This window comes from Pseudoduganella plicata (assembly GCF_004421005.1).
Classification (GTDB): Bacteria; Pseudomonadota; Gammaproteobacteria; order Burkholderiales; family Burkholderiaceae_D; genus Rugamonas; species Rugamonas plicata.
The window spans coordinates 2,000,644-2,017,519 of the sequence record NZ_CP038026.1 but is presented as its reverse complement, the minus strand read 5'-3'; the positions used below and the strand labels follow the sequence as shown (position 1 = coordinate 2,017,519).

The 16,876-nt window shown below is 63.7% G+C and carries 20 protein-coding genes; 18 read left to right on the top strand and 2 right to left on the bottom strand.

Annotated elements, in window-relative coordinates:
- The 8 genes from trpA to E1742_RS08865 all read left to right on the top strand — a co-directional run bounded on the left by trpA (position 1) and on the right by E1742_RS08865 (position 8,106).
- Positions 1-831, top strand: a complete 831-nt coding sequence (trpA, locus tag E1742_RS08900) for a tryptophan synthase subunit alpha (RefSeq protein WP_134384542.1) — start codon at positions 1-3, stop codon at positions 829-831.
- A 182-nt stretch (positions 832-1,013) separates the two neighbouring features.
- On the top strand, positions 1,014-1,886 hold the full coding sequence (accD, locus tag E1742_RS08895) for an acetyl-CoA carboxylase, carboxyltransferase subunit beta (protein ID WP_134384541.1): 873 nt from the start codon (positions 1,014-1,016) through the stop codon (positions 1,884-1,886).
- Between the two features lie 120 nt (positions 1,887-2,006).
- Positions 2,007-3,293 (top strand): bifunctional tetrahydrofolate synthase/dihydrofolate synthase, encoded by a 1,287-nt coding sequence (gene folC / locus E1742_RS08890; protein WP_134384540.1) that lies wholly within the window; start codon positions 2,007-2,009, stop codon positions 3,291-3,293.
- 11 nt (positions 3,294-3,304) lie between these two features.
- Complete coding sequence (locus E1742_RS08885; RefSeq protein ID WP_134384539.1) at positions 3,305-4,327, top strand: SPOR domain-containing protein; 1,023 nt, start codon at positions 3,305-3,307, stop codon at positions 4,325-4,327.
- A gap of 28 nt (positions 4,328-4,355) precedes the next feature.
- Entirely contained in the window at positions 4,356-4,844 is a 489-nt protein-coding gene (locus tag E1742_RS08880; protein ID WP_134384538.1) for a CvpA family protein, read from the top strand.
- A gap of 38 nt (positions 4,845-4,882) precedes the next feature.
- Positions 4,883-6,406: an amidophosphoribosyltransferase gene (gene purF / locus E1742_RS08875; protein WP_134384537.1), complete on the top strand. Its 1,524-nt coding sequence runs from the start codon at positions 4,883-4,885 to the stop codon at positions 6,404-6,406.
- Positions 6,407-6,462: 56 nt separating this feature from the next.
- Positions 6,463-7,704: a cystathionine gamma-synthase family protein gene (locus E1742_RS08870; RefSeq protein ID WP_134384536.1), complete on the top strand. Its 1,242-nt coding sequence runs from the start codon at positions 6,463-6,465 to the stop codon at positions 7,702-7,704.
- A 24-nt stretch (positions 7,705-7,728) separates the two neighbouring features.
- Entirely contained in the window at positions 7,729-8,106 is a 378-nt protein-coding gene (locus tag E1742_RS08865; protein ID WP_134384535.1) for a hypothetical protein, read from the top strand.
- Positions 8,107-8,315: 209 nt separating this feature from the next.
- Here E1742_RS08865 and lexA read toward each other — a convergent pair whose 3' ends face one another.
- Positions 8,316-8,984: a transcriptional repressor LexA gene (gene lexA, locus E1742_RS08860; protein WP_134384534.1), complete on the bottom strand. Its 669-nt coding sequence runs from the start codon at positions 8,982-8,984 to the stop codon at positions 8,316-8,318.
- Positions 8,985-9,453: 469 nt separating this feature from the next.
- Here lexA and rpsF point away from each other — a divergent pair, with 469 nt between their 5' ends.
- The 10 genes from rpsF (at position 9,454) to E1742_RS08810 (ending at position 16,482) form a co-directional block, all read left to right on the top strand.
- Positions 9,454-9,846: a 30S ribosomal protein S6 gene (rpsF, locus tag E1742_RS08855; RefSeq protein ID WP_134384533.1), complete on the top strand. Its 393-nt coding sequence runs from the start codon at positions 9,454-9,456 to the stop codon at positions 9,844-9,846.
- Between the two features lie 30 nt (positions 9,847-9,876).
- A complete protein-coding gene (gene priB, locus E1742_RS08850; protein ID WP_134384532.1) occupies positions 9,877-10,197 on the top strand; it encodes a primosomal replication protein N in 321 nt (106 codons plus the stop codon).
- A gap of 1 nt (position 10,198) precedes the next feature.
- Positions 10,199-10,489, top strand: coding sequence for a 30S ribosomal protein S18 (gene rpsR / locus E1742_RS08845; RefSeq protein ID WP_107143310.1), 291 nt, complete (start codon positions 10,199-10,201; stop codon positions 10,487-10,489).
- 28 nt (positions 10,490-10,517) lie between these two features.
- The gene (gene rplI / locus E1742_RS08840; protein WP_134384531.1) at positions 10,518-10,970 is read left to right on the top strand and encodes a 50S ribosomal protein L9; all 453 of its coding nucleotides are present in this window, start codon (positions 10,518-10,520) and stop codon (positions 10,968-10,970) included.
- Positions 10,971-11,157: 187 nt separating this feature from the next.
- The gene (locus E1742_RS08835; RefSeq protein WP_134384530.1) at positions 11,158-12,546 is read left to right on the top strand and encodes a replicative DNA helicase; all 1,389 of its coding nucleotides are present in this window, start codon (positions 11,158-11,160) and stop codon (positions 12,544-12,546) included.
- 82 nt (positions 12,547-12,628) lie between these two features.
- Positions 12,629-13,255 carry a DUF47 domain-containing protein gene (locus E1742_RS08830; RefSeq protein ID WP_134384529.1) on the top strand — a complete coding sequence of 209 codons (627 nt, stop codon included), beginning with the start codon at positions 12,629-12,631 and terminating at the stop codon, positions 13,253-13,255.
- A gap of 30 nt (positions 13,256-13,285) precedes the next feature.
- Positions 13,286-14,296 (top strand): inorganic phosphate transporter, encoded by a 1,011-nt coding sequence (locus E1742_RS08825; RefSeq protein WP_134384528.1) that lies wholly within the window; start codon positions 13,286-13,288, stop codon positions 14,294-14,296.
- A 77-nt stretch (positions 14,297-14,373) separates the two neighbouring features.
- The gene (locus E1742_RS08820; RefSeq protein ID WP_134384527.1) at positions 14,374-15,354 is read left to right on the top strand and encodes a bile acid:sodium symporter family protein; all 981 of its coding nucleotides are present in this window, start codon (positions 14,374-14,376) and stop codon (positions 15,352-15,354) included.
- Positions 15,355-15,394: 40 nt separating this feature from the next.
- The gene (locus E1742_RS08815) at positions 15,395-15,958 is read left to right on the top strand and encodes a helix-turn-helix domain-containing protein (protein ID WP_134384526.1); all 564 of its coding nucleotides are present in this window, start codon (positions 15,395-15,397) and stop codon (positions 15,956-15,958) included.
- Positions 15,955-16,482, top strand: coding sequence for a GNAT family N-acetyltransferase (locus E1742_RS08810; RefSeq protein WP_134384525.1), 528 nt, complete (start codon positions 15,955-15,957; stop codon positions 16,480-16,482). Before E1742_RS08815 ends, E1742_RS08810 begins: the two co-directional genes overlap by 4 nt.
- A gap of 1 nt (position 16,483) precedes the next feature.
- On the opposite strand, the gene E1742_RS08805 is transcribed toward E1742_RS08810, so the two are convergent.
- Entirely contained in the window at positions 16,484-16,876 is a 393-nt protein-coding gene (locus tag E1742_RS08805; protein WP_134384524.1) for a VOC family protein, read from the bottom strand.

The window sequence follows — 16,876 nt, the reverse complement described above, 5'->3', positions numbered from 1 at the left end:
ATGTCCCCAACGTCCCGTATTGCCCAAACCTTCGCAGCACTGAAAGAACAAAACAAGACCGGTCTCGTGACCTTCATTACCGCCGGCGACCCGTCGCCGGCACAGACGGTGCCGCTGCTGCACGCGCTCGTTGCCGGCGGCGCCGACGTGCTGGAGCTGGGGGTGCCGTTTTCCGACCCGATGGCCGAAGGGCCTGTCATCCAGCGCGCATGTGAGCGCGCACTTGCGCAGGGCGTCGGCATCCGTCGCACGTTCGAGTTCGTGCGCGAGTTCCGCCAGACAAACCAGACCACGCCCGTCGTGCTGATGGGCTATGCCAACCCGATCGAGCGTATCGGCGTGGACGCCTTTATCGCTGCCTCGCAGGAAGCGGGCGTGGACGGCGCCATCGTCGTCGACTACCCGCCGGAAGAGTGCGAGGTGTTTGCCGGCAAGATGCGCGCCGCCGGCCTGGACCTGATCTTCCTGCTGGCGCCGACGTCGACGGAGGAGCGCATCGCCCAGGTGGCCAAGGTCGGCAGCGGCTTCTCGTATTACGTGTCGCTCAAGGGCGTGACGGGCGCCGGCAATATCGACACGGCGCAAGTGGCCGAGCGCATCGCGGCGATCCGCAAGCACGTCAGCCTGCCGATCGGCGTGGGCTTCGGCATCCGCGACGCTGCCACGGCCAAAGCGGTGGCGAAGGTGGCCGACGCCGTCGTCATCGGCAGCCGCGTCATCCAGGAGATCGAAGCGAGCACGCCGGAAGGCGCGCCGGCGGCCGTCCAAGGCTTCGTGACCGGCATCCGCAGGGCGCTGGACGAGCAAGCGCAAGAGCCGGCGCAACGCTAACGGCCGAGCCGTGACAACATCGGTGCCTGACCCCGATGTTGTCACGGGCTCGGCCGTTGATGTGAACCGCAGGCCGCATAAAATCTCACGGTCGTACGTAAAGTTGGCAAAGTTGAATGTTCGACACGGCTGATGGAACAGGCTACACTTCCGCCCTACGTCACAGAGCAACAGGAGAAAATATGAGCTGGTTGGAAAAACTGCTGCCGCCGCGCATTCAGCGTTCGGACGCTGCCGCCCGCAAGACGATGCCCGAGGGTCTGTGGGTCAAGTGCCCGTCCTGCGAGGCCGTCCTGTATCGTACCGATCTGGAATCGAACCTGCACGTCTGCCCCAAGTGCGACCACCACATGCGCATCCGCGCCCGCGAGCGCCTCGATGCGCTGCTGGACGCCGGCGGCCGTTACGAGATCGGCCAGGAAAGCCTGCCCGTCGATACGCTGAAGTTCAAGGACAGCAAGAAATACCCCGACCGCCTGAAGCAGGCAATGGAAGCCACCGGCGAAACGGATGCGATGATCTGCCTGGGCGGTTCCATCATGAGCCTGCCGGTGGTCGTGGCGTGCTTCGAATTCGAATTCATGGGCGGCTCGATGGGCTCCGTCGTCGGCGAGCGCTTTGCCCGCGCGGCCCAGGTCGCGCTGGAACAGAAAGTGCCGTTCATCTGCATTACCGCCACCGGCGGCGCGCGCATGCAGGAAGGCCTGCTGTCGCTGATGCAGATGGCGAAAACCACGTCGATGCTGACCAAGCTGTCGGAGAAGAAGCTGCCGTTCATCAGCGTGCTGACCGACCCGACGATGGGCGGCGTGTCCGCTTCGTTCGCGTTCATGGGCGACGTCGTCATGGCCGAGCCCAAGGCGCTGATCGGCTTTGCCGGCCCGCGCGTCATCGAAAACACCGTGCGCGAGAAGCTGCCGGAAGGCTTCCAGCGTTCCGAGTTCCTGCTGACCAAGGGCGCTATCGACATGATCGTCGATCGCCGCAAGATGCGCGAAGAAATCGCGCGCCTGCTGGCCCTGCTGCAGAATCAGGCCGTGGAAGTTCTGGCGTAAGTTTCGAGCCGAACCACGGGGACAGGCGGCTGCGCGCGTTGACGACGCGCAGCAGTGCCTGTCCCCGGCTTTTTTGTACCGCTGGTAAAATCCCGCCTTTCCCCGCATTTTCCGGAAGTCATGTCCACTCCCACCACCCTCCCAGCCTGGCTCGCGCTGCTTGAATCGCGCCACGCCGAAACCGTCATCAACATGGGCCTGGACCGCGTGCGCGCCGTCAAGGAACGCCTGGGCCTGCAGTTCTCCTGCCCCGTCATCATGGTTGCGGGCACCAACGGCAAGGGGTCCACGTGCGCGATGCTGGAATCGATCCTGCTGCGAGCCGGTTACAAGGTAGGGCTGTACATCAAGCCGCACTTCCTCGACTTCAATGAGCGCGCCCGCATCAACGGCGACCTGGCCACCGATGCCCGGCTGGTCGAGGCGTTCGACGCGGTGGAAGCCGTACGCGGCGACACGTCGCTGACGTATTTCGAATTTACCACCCTGGCGATCATGCACCTGATGAGCAAGGCGCCGCTGGACGTCGTGATTCTCGAAGTGGGCCTGGGCGGCCGCCTGGACGCCGTCAACGTCGTCGATGCCGACGTGTCGATTGTCACCAGCGTCGATATCGATCACGTCGATTACCTGGGCGGCACGCGCGAACAGATCGGCTTTGAAAAGGCCGGCATCTTCCGGCCGGGCAAGGTCGCCATCTGCAGCGATCCCGTGCCGCCGCAAACGTTGATCGACCACGCGCAGGCCATCGGCGCCGACCTGTGGCTGATGGGGCGCGACTTCAACTATGCCGGCGACAAGCAGCAGTGGAACTACGGCGGGCGCAGCCAGCGCCGCAATTCGCTGGCCTATCCGAGCCTGCGCGGCGCCAACCAGCTGCTCAACGCTTCCGCCGCGCTGGCGGCGCTGGAAGTGCTCAAGAACGAACTGCCGGTGGGCGCGCAGGACGTGCGCCACGGCCTCGTTACCGTCGAGCTGCCGGGGCGCTTCCAGGTGTTGCCGGGCCGTCCCACCGTCATCCTCGACGTGGCGCACAATCCACACGCTGCCGCTGCCTTGAACCAGAACCTGGGCAATATGGGTTACCACCCATACACGTTCGCCGTATTTGGCTCGATGCACGACAAGGATATCGACGGTGTCGTCAAGGCCATGTCGGAACACGTCGATCACTGGTGCCTGGCAACGTTGCCGTCGCCCCGGTCCGCCAGCGCCTCCGAGCTGGCTGCCAAGGTGCAGATGATCCAGCCGGACCGGCAGGATCGCACCGTCAACCTGTTCGACGACCCTGCAGCGGCGTTTGCAAATGCGATGAGCCGGGCAGGGGAGAATGATAGAATTGTGGTCTTTGGATCGTTCCTGACCGTTGGCGCCGTCATGGCGGCACGCAAATCCTCACTCCACTGAGAAATTCACGCATGGGCTTGTTCTCGAAATTTGGTAAAAACAAGCAGGAGTCCACTGAAGACAGTGGCTATTACCGGGCCGCAGACGACCGCAACCTTGCGGAGCGTGCCCGCGCCAAACGCGCCGCGCATGCCGGCGCCGAAGCCGCCGCCGCGCGCGGCCGCAGCCGTTCCGGCCGGGAAGTGCCCGATCCGGTGCTCCCGGAAAAGAAACGGGCCCGGCGCCGCCTCGTCGGCGCCATCGCGCTGGCGCTGGCCGTTGCCATCGGGCTGCCGATGGTGCTCGATTCGGAGCCGAAGCCGCTGGCCAACGATATTGCCATCCAGATTCCCGCACGGGAAAAGACCGCCGAGGACGACAAGGGCGCGGCCGTGACCGCGGAAAACGAAGCCGACAAGGTGGCCGATAAGGCAGCCGACAAGGTCGCGCAGAACGAAGCGCTCGACCAGAGCGAGGAAATCGTCGAGCCGGCCGAGGCGGCACCGAAAGTGGCGCTTGCCAAGGTGGAGCCGAACGAGCCCGTGGTCTGGACGGAACCGAAGGAAACGAAGCCGGAGCCGAAGATAACCGAACCCAGGCCCGAGCCGAAGCCGGAGCCGAAACATGACGTGAAGCCTGAGCGCAAGGCCGAGCCGAAGCCGGAAGCCAAGGCCGAAACGCGTCGTGCCGAGGCGAAGCCCGAAGTGAAGCCCGACCCTAAGCCTGAGCCGAAGCGTGAAGCCAAGCCCGAGCAGAAGCCGGACGATGCCGCCCGCGCGCTGGCGATTTTGGAAGGCAAGGCGGCCGCGAAGCCGGCGGAGCCGGAAGGATCGAGCCGTTACGTGATCCAGGTGGCCGCGTTGTCGGCCAAGGACAAGGTCGATGAACTGCAGGGCAAGCTGCAGGCCGCAGGCATCAAGTCGTTCACGCAGAAGTCGCCGTCTGGCGAGCTGACCCGCGTGAAGGTGGGCCCGTTCGGCAGCCGCGAAGAGGCGGAAAAGGCCAGGGCGCGGTTGCAGAAGATCGGCCTGTCCGGCAGCCTCGTGCCCGTCTGACCGCCGCAACCGCATTTGACGAGACGCAGTGACGATTTTCGATTACCTTGTTTTGTTCGTGCTGGTCGCCTCCATTGTCGTCAGCATGCTGCGCGGCCTGGTGAAGGAAATGCTGTCGCTGCTGGGCTGGATCGTGGCGTTCGTGGTCGCCAATACGTACAGCGCGCCATTGGCGGTGCTGCTGCCGTCCGCGATACCCGGCGAGGTGGTGCGCCTGATCGTTGCGTTCATCGCCCTCTTCATCGGCGTACGCATACTGATGGGCTTGCTGTCGATGGCCGTGTCCGCGCTGGTCGAGGCGGGCGGGCTGACGTTGGCCGATCGCGGCCTCGGCGGCCTGTTCGGCCTGGGACGCGGACTTGTAATCGTGCTGGCCGGCGTCATACTGTGCGGGATGACGTCGATTCCGCAGCAGGACTTCTGGCGACATGCGCTGCTCAGCCCGCTGGCCGAGAGCGGTGTCCGCACCGTGAAACCCTTTCTTCCCGCTGCCGTTGCGCAGCACGTGCAATTTTAGAATTTCATAAATCCGTAGCACCCATTCAGGAGCACAGTATGTGTGGCATCGTTGGCGTCGTCTCCCATCAACCCGTCAATCAGCTGCTGTATGACGCGCTGCTGCTGTTGCAGCATCGCGGCCAGGACGCGGCCGGTATCGCGACCAATTACAGCAGCATGTTCACGATGCACAAGGCTAACGGCCTCGTGCGCGACGTTTTCCGTACCCGCAACATGCGCTCGCTGCTGGGCAACACCGGCATCGGCCACTGCCGTTACCCGACCGCCGGCTCGTCGTCGGAAGAGGAAGCGCAGCCGTTCTACGTCAACGCGCCGTTCGGCATCACGCTGGCCCACAACGGCAACCTGACCAACTGGGAACAGCTCAAGTCCGAGATGTTCAAGAACGACCGCCGTCACATCAACACGGACTCCGATTCGGAAGTGCTGCTGAACGTCCTGGCGCACGAAATCCAGAAGGCCACGACGGGCTATTCGATCGATCCGGACACGATCTTCCAGGCCGTCAAGGCCGTGATCGGCCGCGTGCAGGGCGGTTACGCCGCCGTGGCGCAGATCGCCGGCGTGGGCATGCTGGGCTTCCGCGACCCGCACGGCATTCGTCCGCTGTGCATTGGCGTCAACGAAACGGAGCAGGGCAACGAGTACCTGATCGCTTCGGAATCGGTGGCGCTGGAAGGCATCGGCTTCCGTTTCCTGCGCGACGTGGCACCTAGCGAAGCGGTCTTCATCGACAACGATCACCAGCTGCACAGCCGTATGTGCTCCGACACGGCATCGCTCAACCCGTGCGTGTTCGAATACGTCTACCTGGCCCGGCCCGATTCCGTCATCGACGGCGCCTCCGTCTACAGCACCCGCCTGAAAATGGGCGAGTACCTGGCCGAGAAGATCAAGCGCGAAGGGCTGGCCGACGATATCGACGTCGTCATGCCGATCCCCGATTCGTCCCGTCCGGCCGCGATCCAGCTGGCGCTGCGCCTTGGCAAGGAATATCGCGAAGGCTTCATCAAGAACCGCTATATCGGCCGCACCTTCATCATGCCGGGCCAGTCGCTGCGCAAGAAGTCCGTGCGCCAGAAGCTGAACGCCATTGGCGACGAGTTCAAGGGCAAGAACGTGCTGCTGGTGGATGATTCCATCGTGCGCGGCACCACGAGCCGCGAGATCGTCCAGATGGCGCGCGACTCCGGCGCGAAGAAAGTCATCTTCGCTTCCGCCGCGCCGCCGGTGCTGTACCCGAACGTCTACGGCATCGACATGCCCACGCGCGACGAACTGATCGCCCACGGCCGCACGGTCGAGGAAGTCTGCCGCGAGATCACTGCCGATGCGCTGGTGTACCAGGACCTGGACGACCTGAAGCGCGCCATTTCGGACGTCAACCCGGCACTGACGAGCTTTGAAGCGTCGTGCTTCGACGGCGTCTACGTGACAGGCGGCGTGACGCCCGCGTACCTGGACCGCATCGAGCAGGCCCGCCACAACCCGAAAGTGCCGGGTGTCGAAGGCGCCGCGATCAACCAGCTGAACCTGCACCCGGCCACCCCGGAAGTGTGATGGTTTGCTAAACTGAAGGGCCCGGATTTCCGGGCCCTTATTTTTTGTCAGTGCATATGAGCGAAAAGAAAACCCACGGCTTCACGACCACGATCCTGCACGGCGACCGCCAGAAGCCCATCGAGCAGGGCTCGCTGCATAAACCCATCCACACGTCCGTCGCATTCGGCTACACGGATGCGCGCCAGCTGGCTTCCGTGTTCCAGGGCCGCGAGCCGGGCTTCCGCTATGGCCGCCAGGGCAATCCGACGGTGTCCGCGCTGGAGGAAAAGGTCACCAGGATGGAAGGCGGCGTCGCCACGCTGTGCTTCGCCACCGGCATGGCCGCCATCGGCGCCGTGTTCCAGGCGCTGCTGCGCTCGGGCGACCATGTCGTGTCGTCGTCGTTCCTGTTCGGGAATACGAACTCGCTGTGGCAGACGGTGGCCGGGCAGGGCGTCGGCGTCGATTTTGTCGACGCGACCGACGTGGCCAACGTCGCCGCCGCGCTGAAGGACAACACGCGGATCGTATTCGTCGAGACGATCGCCAATCCGCGCACGCAGATCGCCGACCTGCAGCGCATCGGCCAGCTGTGCGCCGAGCGGGGCATCCTGTACATCGTCGATAACACGATGACGACGCCGTACCTGTTCCAGCCCAAGGCGGTGGGCGCGGGCCTTGTCGTCAACTCGCTGACGAAGTCGATCGGCGGCCATGGCAATGCACTGGGTGGAGCGCTGACGGATACCGGCGTCTGTGACTGGAGCCGCTTCCCGAATATCTTCGAGAACTATAAAAAGGCGGCGCAGCCGATGTGGGGCATCACGCAGATCCGCGCCAAGGGCCTGCGCGACTTCGGCGCTTCGCTCGGGCCGGAAGCGGCGCACCATATCGCCGTAGGCGCGGAGACGCTGGCGCTGCGCATGGAGCGCACCTGCGCCAATGCGAAGGCGCTGGCGGAAATGCTGGCGGCCGATCCGCGCGTGGCCGCCGTCTACTACCCGGGCCTGCCGACGCACCCGCAGCACGGCGTCGCGTCGGAACTGTTCCGCGCCTACGGTTCGCTGTTCAGCTTTGAACTCAAGGACGGCATCGACCTGTTTGACTTCCTGAACCGGATGAAGATCGCCGTGCCGGCGTCGAACCTGGGCGACACGCGCACCCTTGTCATTCCCGTGGCGCACACGATCTTCTACGAGATGGGCGCCGAGCGGCGCGCGCAAATGGGGATCGCCGAGTCGCTGATCCGCGTGTCGGTCGGGATCGAGGACGCGGCCGATCTGCTGGACGACTTCAAGGCGGCGCTGCCGGCATGAGGGTGAACGCAGGAGGGTGAACGCATGAGTCTGCGCCTCGTCACGATAGCCGCGCTGCTGCTGGCCGCTGTTGGCGCGCGAGCGGAGGTGTCGGTGCCGCTGACGTTCGATTCGGCAGCCAACCTGTCGATCGTCAAGCCCGGCCCCGTCCAGGCGCAACGCGACGCGACGAAAAAGTGCGACCTGTTCGGGCCCGCGCGACCATGCGAATTCGTAACGCTGGTGCTGCCGGACGGGCCGGTTGCGTCTGGCGGAAAGCCGGCGGCGATCAAATCGTACCTGATGCCGCTGCCGGGCCGCTTCAAGGCCGATGATATCCTGGGCGCGGACTTCTTCCAGGCTTACGCCGTGTACGTGGATCTGGCGCACCGGACGGTGGCGCTGCGTGCCGCCGGCAAATAAAAACACCAGAGGCAGTTACCTGTCGTGAGCCATGCGAGTTACAGCAGGTGACTGCCTCCGACGTGGCGGCAGGCAGTGATAGGCGGGCGACGTGGGGCCAACGCGGTAAGAGCTGTCAACGTCAAAACGTCGTCAAAGCAGGCGACGCCAGAGCTAACGTCGTCAAAGCTGACGACGTCCAGGCAGCTGCCGCCAGATGGCCCGATGCCTCAGTGCCAGCTGCGCAGCAACCCGACCGCCAATCCCTCCAGCGCGAACTCATCGCTCTCCGGATCGACGGTGATCACGTTGAAGTCCGGGTTCTCCGGCAGCAGCTCCACGGTAGAACCCGTGCGGCGGTAGCGCTTGACGGTGACTTCATTGCCGATGCGGGCGACGACGATCTGGCCGTTCTTGGCGCTGTCCACTTTCTTTACTGCCAGCAGGTCGCCATCCATGATGCCGATGTCGCGCATCGATTCGCCGCGCACTTTCAGCAGGAAGTCGGGCCTGGCGGAAAACAGTGCCGGGTCGACGCTGTAGCTCGTCTCCAGGTTTTCCTGCGCCAGGATCGGCGAGCCGGCGGCCACGCGGCCGATCAGCGGCAGCGACATCAGCAGCGACGCCGGCACCTGCGGCATCGGGCCCAGGTCCGCCGGTTTCGGTCCCTGCGACGCGACAGGGCGCTCGCCCAGCAGGCGAATGCCGCGCGACGTGCCGGCCGTCATTTCGATCGCGCCCTTGCGCGCCAGCGCCTTCAGGTGCTCTTCGGCCGCATTGGCGGACTTGAAACCCAGCTCGGCCGCGATTTCCGCGCGGGTCGGCGGGAAGCCGGTGTTTTCGATGGCATCCCTGATCAGATTGAGAATTTGTTCCTGTCTTGCGGTGAGCTTGATCATGGTGCAATGGCTGTTTATATAGACAGTCTGTATTTTTGTACAGTACCCGTGGGATTGCAAGGGAAATTGTTGGTTTGGGCGAAATATTTGTGATGAGTTGGTCTCGTGCGGCGCAGGCACGCCGCGCAAAACCGGTGACAGGCTCCGGTTTTCCCCACGTCGGGGCAGAAAAAGGCCACGGGAAACAGATGCCGAAACTGGTGCCTGGCAGCGGTTTTTTACACGCACTCTGGAAACCGGTGACAGGCTCCGTTTTTTCGGGCACGTCAGGATGGAAGCCAGGAAACGGTGCTTGTCCCCGGTTTTTTTCGCTGACGGCGCCGCAGACACCGAGGCGGCCCGACGTCCGGCCGAGGTGGCTTGGGATGCTGGATTTTCCGTCAAAACCCTGATATAGTCGCGGGCTTACCTCTTCCCACACCCGTCTTGACGCCGGGGTGGGCTATCAACAGTCCTTAAGGGAGTTTGCATGCGTCACTATGAAATCGTATTTATCGTCCATCCGGACCAGAGCGAGCAAGTGCCCGCGATGATCGAACGTTACAAGGCCAGCGTGACCTCGCGCGGCGGTAACGTGCACCGCGTGGAAGATTGGGGCCGCCGTCAGATGGCGTACTCGATCCAGAAACTGGCTAAAGCACACTACATCTGCATGAACATCGAGTGCGACAACGAGACCCTGGTCGAACTGGAAACCGCATTCAAATTCAATGATGCCGTGCTGCGTCACCTGACCGTCAAGATGAAGAAAGCGGAAACCGCGCCTTCGCCAATGATGAAGTCGGTCCAGCGTGAAGACGCGGCCAAGAGCCACCGCTCGGAAGCACCAGCAGCCGCCGCTCCAGCAGCCGCAGCAGCTTAAGTTTGTCGGCGTAAGTATTGCAGGGAGTCCTTGAACCACCTTCAGTTTGTCGGCCTCATCACCGAGCGGGAAGTATTGCGATACACCCCGGCCGGTCTGCCACTCGTGAATGCAGTATTGCAGCACAGTTCGCAGCAGATGGAGGCAGGCATCGCCCGCCTGGCCGAGTTCGAAATCTCCGCGGTTGCCGCGGGCGAGATCTCGAACCGCTTCAGCGGTGCGGCACTGGGAGGGACGTACGAGTTCACGGGTTTTCTGGCCAAGAAAAATCGCCACAGCAAGAGCCTGGTATTTCACATCATTGATTTCCGTGCTGCCCTGACAGCACCACATTTAGATACAGGAGCCTAAAATGGCATTCGGTAAAAAGTTCGACAAAAACAAAGCAAAGCTGAAAGAGAAGCGCAAACAGCAAAATCCTCTGTTCAAGCGCAAGAAGTTCTGCCGCTTCACCGCCGCTGGCGTTGAGCAAGTGGACTACAAAGACGTAGACACGCTGAAAGACTTCATCCAGGAAAACGGCAAGATCATGCCAGCACGCCTGACCGGCACGAAGGCGCACTACCAGCGTCAAGTCGACACCGCGATCAAGCGCGCCCGCTACCTGGCCCTGCTGCCTTACACCGATCTGCACCACGCTTAATTGCGGCAGATAGATCCTGGAGAGAACTATGCAAATCATTCTGTTGGAAAAAGTCATCAACGTCGGCAACCTGGGCGACGTCGTGAAGGTCAAGGACGGCTACGCACGTAACTTCCTGATCCCGCAAAAACTGGCACGTCGTGCAACGACCTCGGCTGTTGCCGAGTTCGAAGCCAAGCGCGCCGAGCTGGAAAAAGCCGCCGCTGAAAAGCTGGCCGCCGCTCAAGCCCAGGGCGAAAAGCTGAACGGCATGACCGTGACGGTGTCGCAGAAAGCCGGCGTCGACGGCCGTCTGTTCGGTTCCGTGACCAACTACGACATCGCCGAAGCGCTGACGAAGGCTGGTTTCGCAGTCGAGAAAGCCGCCGTGCGCATGCCTACCGGCCCACTGAAGACCACGGGCGAGCACCCGGTCTCCGTGGCGCTGCACACCGACGTCGTGGTCGAAGTGACCGTGGCTGTCGTGGGCGACGCTGCCTGAATCACCCGGGAATCTTTTCACGGGTAGATTGTCGTACTTATAAAGAAGCCGGGTTCGCCCGGCTTTTTTATTGCAGCCATGAGTCTCCACAAAGCCGCCGCGCATGCGCCAGAAATGCGCCGTGGAAGCGGCTTTGCCAGATTTCTTTAGTGAACTTCGCCTAGCCGAAGCAGGTATAATTCGCGCCATGAACGCCGCCCCATCCGACCCGCAAGTCGACTCCCTTCGCATCCCGCCGCACTCCATCGAGGCAGAACAGTCCGTCATCGGCGGCCTGCTGCGCGATAACGCCGCATGGGACCGCATCGCCGACTTCATGCATGCGGAGGACTTCTATCGCTACGACCATCGCATCATCTTCGAACAGATGGTGCGGCTGATCAACAGCGGCAAGCCTGCCGACGTCATCACCGTCTTCGAGGCGCTGACGATGCTGGGCAAGGCCGAGGAAGTGGGCGGCCTGCAGTACCTGAACGCGATGGCGCAGAACACGCCGTCGGCGGCGAATATCCGTCGTTACGCCGAGATCGTGCGCGACCGCGGCGTGCTGCGCAAGCTGATCACCGTGGCCGACGAAATCTCCGGCAACGCGTTCAGCCCGCAGGGCAAGGAAGTCAAGCAGATGCTGGACGAGGCCGAATCGAAGATCTTCGCGATCGCCGAGGCGGGCTCGCGCGGCTCGTCGGGCTGGACGGCCGTGCAGCCGCTGCTGACGCAGGTGGTCGAGCGTATCGACGAGCTGTACAGCCGCGACAGCGGCAGCGAGATCACGGGCGTGCCGACGGGCTTTATCGACCTGGACCGCATGACGTCCGGCCTGCAGCCGGGCGACCTGGTCATCGTGGCCGGACGTCCGTCGATGGGCAAGACGGCTTTCTCCGTCAACATCGGCGAGAACGTCGCCATCGAAGCGGGCCTGCCCGTGGCCGTGTTCTCGATGGAGATGGGCGGCGCCCAGCTGGCCATGCGTATGCTGGGTTCGGTCGGCCAGCTCGACCAGCACCGGCTGCGTACGGGCAAGCTGAACGACGAGGACTGGCCGCGCCTGACGCACGCCATCCAGAAGATGAACGAGGCGCAGCTGTACATCGACGAGACGCCCGCGCTGAACCCCATCGAAATGCGGGCACGGGCGCGCCGCCTCGCGCGCCAGTGCGGCAAGCTCGGTCTCATCATCGTCGACTACCTGCAGCTGATGCAGGGTTCCCAGCCGGGCGACAACCGCGCCGCCGAGATTTCCGAGATCTCGCGTTCGCTCAAGGGCTTGGCGAAGGAATTGCACTGCCCCGTGATCGCACTGTCCCAGCTGAACCGCTCTCTGGAACAGCGCCCGAACAAGCGTCCCGTCATGTCCGACCTGCGCGAATCCGGCGCTATCGAACAGGATGCGGACGTCATTATCTTCCTGTACCGCGACGAGGTGTACAACCCCGATTCGCCGGACAAGGGTACCGCCGAAATCATCATCGGCAAGCAGCGTAACGGTCCCATCGGCGCGATCCGCCTCACGTGGATGGGCATGTACACGAAATTCGGCAACTACACCGGTAATCTGTCGGTCTACCAGGGCGACTGATCACGGGTCGTCTGAAGCCGCAGTGAACCACAGGGCCGTCCTCGCGCGACGGCCCCGCACCACCAACCAACGGAGAAACAAAATGTTTGGACGCTTGATGCCCACCGAGGGCAAATTCTTTGACCTGTTCAATCAGCATGCGGAGCTGTGCGTCAAAGGCGCGAAAGAAATGCTGGGCCTGATGACCAATTTCGACGACCTGGAAAATCGCGTGCATGCGATCGAAAGCATCGAGAAACAGGCCGACAAGATCACGTACACCACTGTCGACCTGCTGCACAAGACGTTCATCACGCCGATCGACCGCGACGACATCCACAAGCTGATCACCAAGATGGACGACATCCTGGACATGATGGAAGACGCCGCCCAGACCGTATCGCTGTACGACCTGCATGCCGTGACGCCGGAAGCGAAACGCCTGGCCGAACTGGTGCTGGCCTGCTGCGAGAAGGTCAAGGATGCCGTGGCCCTGCTGTCGAACATGGACAATGCGCGCGATATCGTCGCCATCTGCGAAGAGATCGACCGCCTGGAATCGGATGCGGACCACGTGATGCGCGCCGCGATGTCGAAGCTGTTCCGCGACGAGCCGGACGTGCGCAACCTGATCAAGATGAAGGCCATCTACGAGATCCTGGAAACCGTGACGGACCGCTGCGAAGACGTGGCCAACATCATCGAAGGCATCATCGTCGAGAACGCGTAAGCACCGTTCGACAGGATAAGTTAAAACAATATGCACACCATACAAATCAGCATCTATGCGCTGGCTCTACTGATTTTCCTGGCACTCGTCTTCGATTTCATGAACGGCTTCCACGACGCTGCAAATGCGATCGCGACCGTGGTGTCGACCGGCGTGCTGAAGCCACAAACGGCGGTGGCGATGGCCGCCTTCTTCAATTTCATCGCGATCTTCATTGTCGGCCTGAAGGTGGCCCAGACAATCGGCAAGGGAACCATCGACCCCGACGTGGTCGACCACTACGTCATCTTCGGGGCATTGGTCGGCGCCATCGTCTGGAACCTGATTACGTGGTATTACGGCATTCCATCGTCGTCGTCGCACGCGCTGATCGGCGGCCTGGTCGGTGCGGCGGTCGCCAAGTCCGGCACCGGCGCGCTGATCGCCGGCGGATTGATCAAGACTGTCGTGTTCATTGTTGTCGCGCCGTTGCTGGGCTTCCTCCTGGGCTCGATCATCATGCTGATCGTCTCGTGGGTGTTCGTCAAGTCGACGCCGCGCAAGATCGACGGCTGGTTCCGCCGCCTGCAGCTCGCCTCCGCGGCCGCCTACAGCCTGGGGCACGGCGGTAACGATGCACAGAAAACCATGGGCATCATCTGGATGCTGCTGATCGCTTCGGGCCACGTTGCCGCCAGCGATGCCGAGCCGCCGCTGTGGGTCATCATCGCCTGCTATGGCACGATCTCGTTCGGCACGCTGTTTGGCGGCTGGCGCATCGTCAAGACGATGGGCCAGAAGATCACCAAGCTCAAACCCGTCGGCGGCTTCTGCGCCGAGACGGGCGGCGCGATCACGCTGCTGATGGCGTCGTTCTGGGGCGTGCCCGTGTCGACGACGCACACGATCACGGGCGCCATCGTCGGCGTCGGTTCGTCGCAGCGCCTGTCGGCCGTGCGCTGGGGCGTTGCCGGCAACATCGTCTGGGCGTGGATCTTCACGATTCCCGCGTCGGCGTTCGTGGCGGCGATCGCGTGGTGGATTGGCCGGCACATCATGTAACTGGACGCTTTACGTCGGGGACAGGCCGCGCGGCCTGTCCCCAAGCATCGCTGGCCCGGCTGGGCTAGAATGGCCCGATGTCTTCGAAGTCCTCCTTCCTCTCCCGCCTCAAGCCGGACAGTTTCACGCTGGCTCTCCTGATCACCGTCGCCATTGCTTCCGTGCTGCCCTGTACCGGGCAGACAGCGGTGGTCTTCGGGGACGTCACCGCATTTGCCATCGGCCTGCTGTTCTTCCTGCACGGCGCCAAGCTGTCGCGCGAAGCCGTCGTGGCCGGCCTGACGCACTGGCGCCTGCACCTGCTGGTGCTGTGCTGTACCTTCGTGCTGTTCCCCATCCTCGGTCTGGCGTTGAAGCCCGTCGCACTGACGTTGCTGACGCCCGACCTGTACGTCGGCATCCTGTTCCTGTGCATGCTGCCGTCCACCGTGCAGTCGTCCATCGCCATGACCGCGATGGGGCGGGGTAACGTGCCGGCCGCCATCTGCAGCGCTTCCGCCTCGAACTTCCTCGGCATCCTGATTACGCCACTGCTGGTCAGCGCGTTCGTCGTGCAGGGGCACGCCGGCCGCTCGTCGCTCGATGCAGTGCTGGCGATCGTGCTGCAGTTGCTGGTGCCGTTCCTTGCGGGTCAGGTGCTGCGGCGCTGGATCGGCCGCTGGGTCGATCGCCACAAGCCGATGCTGAAATACGTCGACCAGGGCTCCATCCTGCTGGTCGTCTACACGGCGTTCAGCGAAGCGGTGGACGAAGGGCTGTGGCACAGGCTCTCGCCGCAACTGCTCGTCACGCTCGGTGTGGTGTGCTGCGTGCTGCTGGCCGTCGTGCTGGGACTGTCGTTCTGGGCCAGCCGGCGCCTCGGTTTCTCGCGCGAGGACGAGGTGACGATCGTCTTCTGCGGCTCGAAGAAAAGCCTCGCGTCCGGTGTGCCGATGGCGAAGGTGCTGTTTGCCACGTCGTCGCTGGGGATGATCATCCTGCCGCTGATGCTGTTCCACCAGATCCAGCTCATGGTCTGCGCGGTGCTGGCGCAACGGTTTGCCGAACGCGCGGACTGATCCCTTGCCGACGTATCATAAATGAGATAATCTCTCGTTTATGAGAGAAGACGATTTCGAATCCAAACTGGTCCGCCGCCTGGCCGCGCTGCGCGAGGAGCGCGGCCTGTCGCTCGACGCCCTCGCCGCCGCCAGCGGCATCAGCCGCGCCACGCTGTCGCGCCTCGAACGGGGCGAGAGCAGCCCCACGGCGGCGCTGCTGGGCAAGCTGTGCACCGTGTACGGCCTGCCGATGTCGCGCCTGATCGCCGAAGTCGAAGAGCAGGGCGCGCAACTGATCCGCGCCGGCCAGCAGCCCGTCTGGACCGATCCGGCCAGCGGCTTTACGCGGCGCATGGTGTCGCCACCGGCGCAGGGGCTGCGCGCGGAGCTGGTCGAAGGGCGGCTGCCCGCCGGCGCCGTCATCGACTACGACCAGCCGGCCGTGCGCGGGCTGGAGCAGCACATCTGGATGCTGGACGGCGCGCTCGACTACACGCTGGAAGGCGTGACGTATCGCCTGGAGCAGGGCGACTGCCTGCGCTTTCGCCTGTTCGGCCCCACCCGTTTCGTGTGTCCCGGCCCCACGCCGGCCCATTACCTGATCGCGGTATGCGAACCATGAAACTGACTATCGAAGAATTGCATGGCGATGGCGTGCGCGCCCATGCCGCCGCGCTGGCCGACTTGCTGCACGCCTGCCTGCTGCACGGTGCCAGCGTCGGCTTCGTGCCGCCGTTCGACGTCAGCGACGCCCGCCGATACTGGCTCTCCGTGGCGCAGCAGGTCGATGCCGGCGCGCGCACGCTCTTTGTCGCCAGCGACGACAACGGCGTCCGCGGCACCGTGCAACTGGCGCTGGCAATGCCGGCCAATGGCGCGCACCGCGCCGAGATCAACAAGATGCTGGTGCATCCTGGCGCGCGCCGGCGCGGCATGGCATTGCGGCTGATGGCGGCGGCCGAGGAACGTGCGCGGGAACTGGGCCGTACCCTGCTCGTGCTGGATACGTGGACGGGCAGCGGGGCCCAGCACCTGTACGAGCGGCTTGGCTTCGAAGTGAGCGGGACGATTCCCGACTATGCCCGGCTGGACGACGGTTCCCTGGGCGCGACCACCGTCATGTACAAGCGGCTGCCGGCAACCTGATTTACGCCGCCTCGTGGCAGCATACGCACAGCTTGTTGCCATCCGGGTCGCGGAAGTACGCCCCGTAATAATCCGGATGGTATGCCGGCCGCAGTCCGGGTACGCCTTCGCAGGTGCCGCCATGCGCCAGCGCCGCCGCATGAGCCGCATCGACGGTAGCGCGGTCCCGGGCCAGCAGCGCCGTCATCGCGCCGTTGCCGACGGTGGCGGCATGACCGTCCTGCGGCGCGCCGATCAGCAGCAGGGGACGGGGCGCATCGGACGGCATCCAGCCGGCCCACGGCCGCGTGTCGTCGCGAAAGCGCAGCGGCTGGCCCAGCGCCGCCATCAGCGGCGCATAGAACGTGAAGGCGCGTTCGAAATCGGTTACGCCGATAAAGACGTGAGACAGCAT

Excerpts from the sequence above, each read along its gene's own strand:
- trpA (WP_134384542.1), top strand. The coding sequence starts at position 1 with ATGTCCCCAACGTCCCGTATTGCCCAAACCTTCGCAGCACTGAAAGAA.
- accD (WP_134384541.1), top strand. The coding sequence starts at position 1,014 with ATGAGCTGGTTGGAAAAACTGCTGCCGCCGCGCATTCAGCGTTCGGAC.
- folC (WP_134384540.1), top strand. The coding sequence starts at position 2,007 with ATGTCCACTCCCACCACCCTCCCAGCCTGGCTCGCGCTGCTTGAATCG.
- E1742_RS08885 (WP_134384539.1), top strand. The coding sequence starts at position 3,305 with ATGGGCTTGTTCTCGAAATTTGGTAAAAACAAGCAGGAGTCCACTGAA.
- purF (WP_134384537.1), top strand. The coding sequence starts at position 4,883 with ATGTGTGGCATCGTTGGCGTCGTCTCCCATCAACCCGTCAATCAGCTG.
- E1742_RS08870 (WP_134384536.1), top strand. The coding sequence starts at position 6,463 with ATGAGCGAAAAGAAAACCCACGGCTTCACGACCACGATCCTGCACGGC.
- E1742_RS08865 (WP_134384535.1), top strand. The coding sequence starts at position 7,729 with ATGAGTCTGCGCCTCGTCACGATAGCCGCGCTGCTGCTGGCCGCTGTT.
- lexA (WP_134384534.1), bottom strand. The coding sequence starts at position 8,984 with ATGATCAAGCTCACCGCAAGACAGGAACAAATTCTCAATCTGATCAGG.
- rpsF (WP_134384533.1), top strand. The coding sequence starts at position 9,454 with ATGCGTCACTATGAAATCGTATTTATCGTCCATCCGGACCAGAGCGAG.
- rpsR (WP_107143310.1), top strand. The coding sequence starts at position 10,199 with ATGGCATTCGGTAAAAAGTTCGACAAAAACAAAGCAAAGCTGAAAGAG.
- rplI (WP_134384531.1), top strand. The coding sequence starts at position 10,518 with ATGCAAATCATTCTGTTGGAAAAAGTCATCAACGTCGGCAACCTGGGC.
- E1742_RS08835 (WP_134384530.1), top strand. The coding sequence starts at position 11,158 with ATGAACGCCGCCCCATCCGACCCGCAAGTCGACTCCCTTCGCATCCCG.
- E1742_RS08830 (WP_134384529.1), top strand. The coding sequence starts at position 12,629 with ATGTTTGGACGCTTGATGCCCACCGAGGGCAAATTCTTTGACCTGTTC.
- E1742_RS08825 (WP_134384528.1), top strand. The coding sequence starts at position 13,286 with ATGCACACCATACAAATCAGCATCTATGCGCTGGCTCTACTGATTTTC.
- E1742_RS08820 (WP_134384527.1), top strand. The coding sequence starts at position 14,374 with ATGTCTTCGAAGTCCTCCTTCCTCTCCCGCCTCAAGCCGGACAGTTTC.
- E1742_RS08815 (WP_134384526.1), top strand. The coding sequence starts at position 15,395 with ATGAGAGAAGACGATTTCGAATCCAAACTGGTCCGCCGCCTGGCCGCG.
- E1742_RS08810 (WP_134384525.1), top strand. The coding sequence starts at position 15,955 with ATGAAACTGACTATCGAAGAATTGCATGGCGATGGCGTGCGCGCCCAT.
- E1742_RS08805 (WP_134384524.1), bottom strand. The coding sequence starts at position 16,876 with ATGCTGTCTCACGTCTTTATCGGCGTAACCGATTTCGAACGCGCCTTC.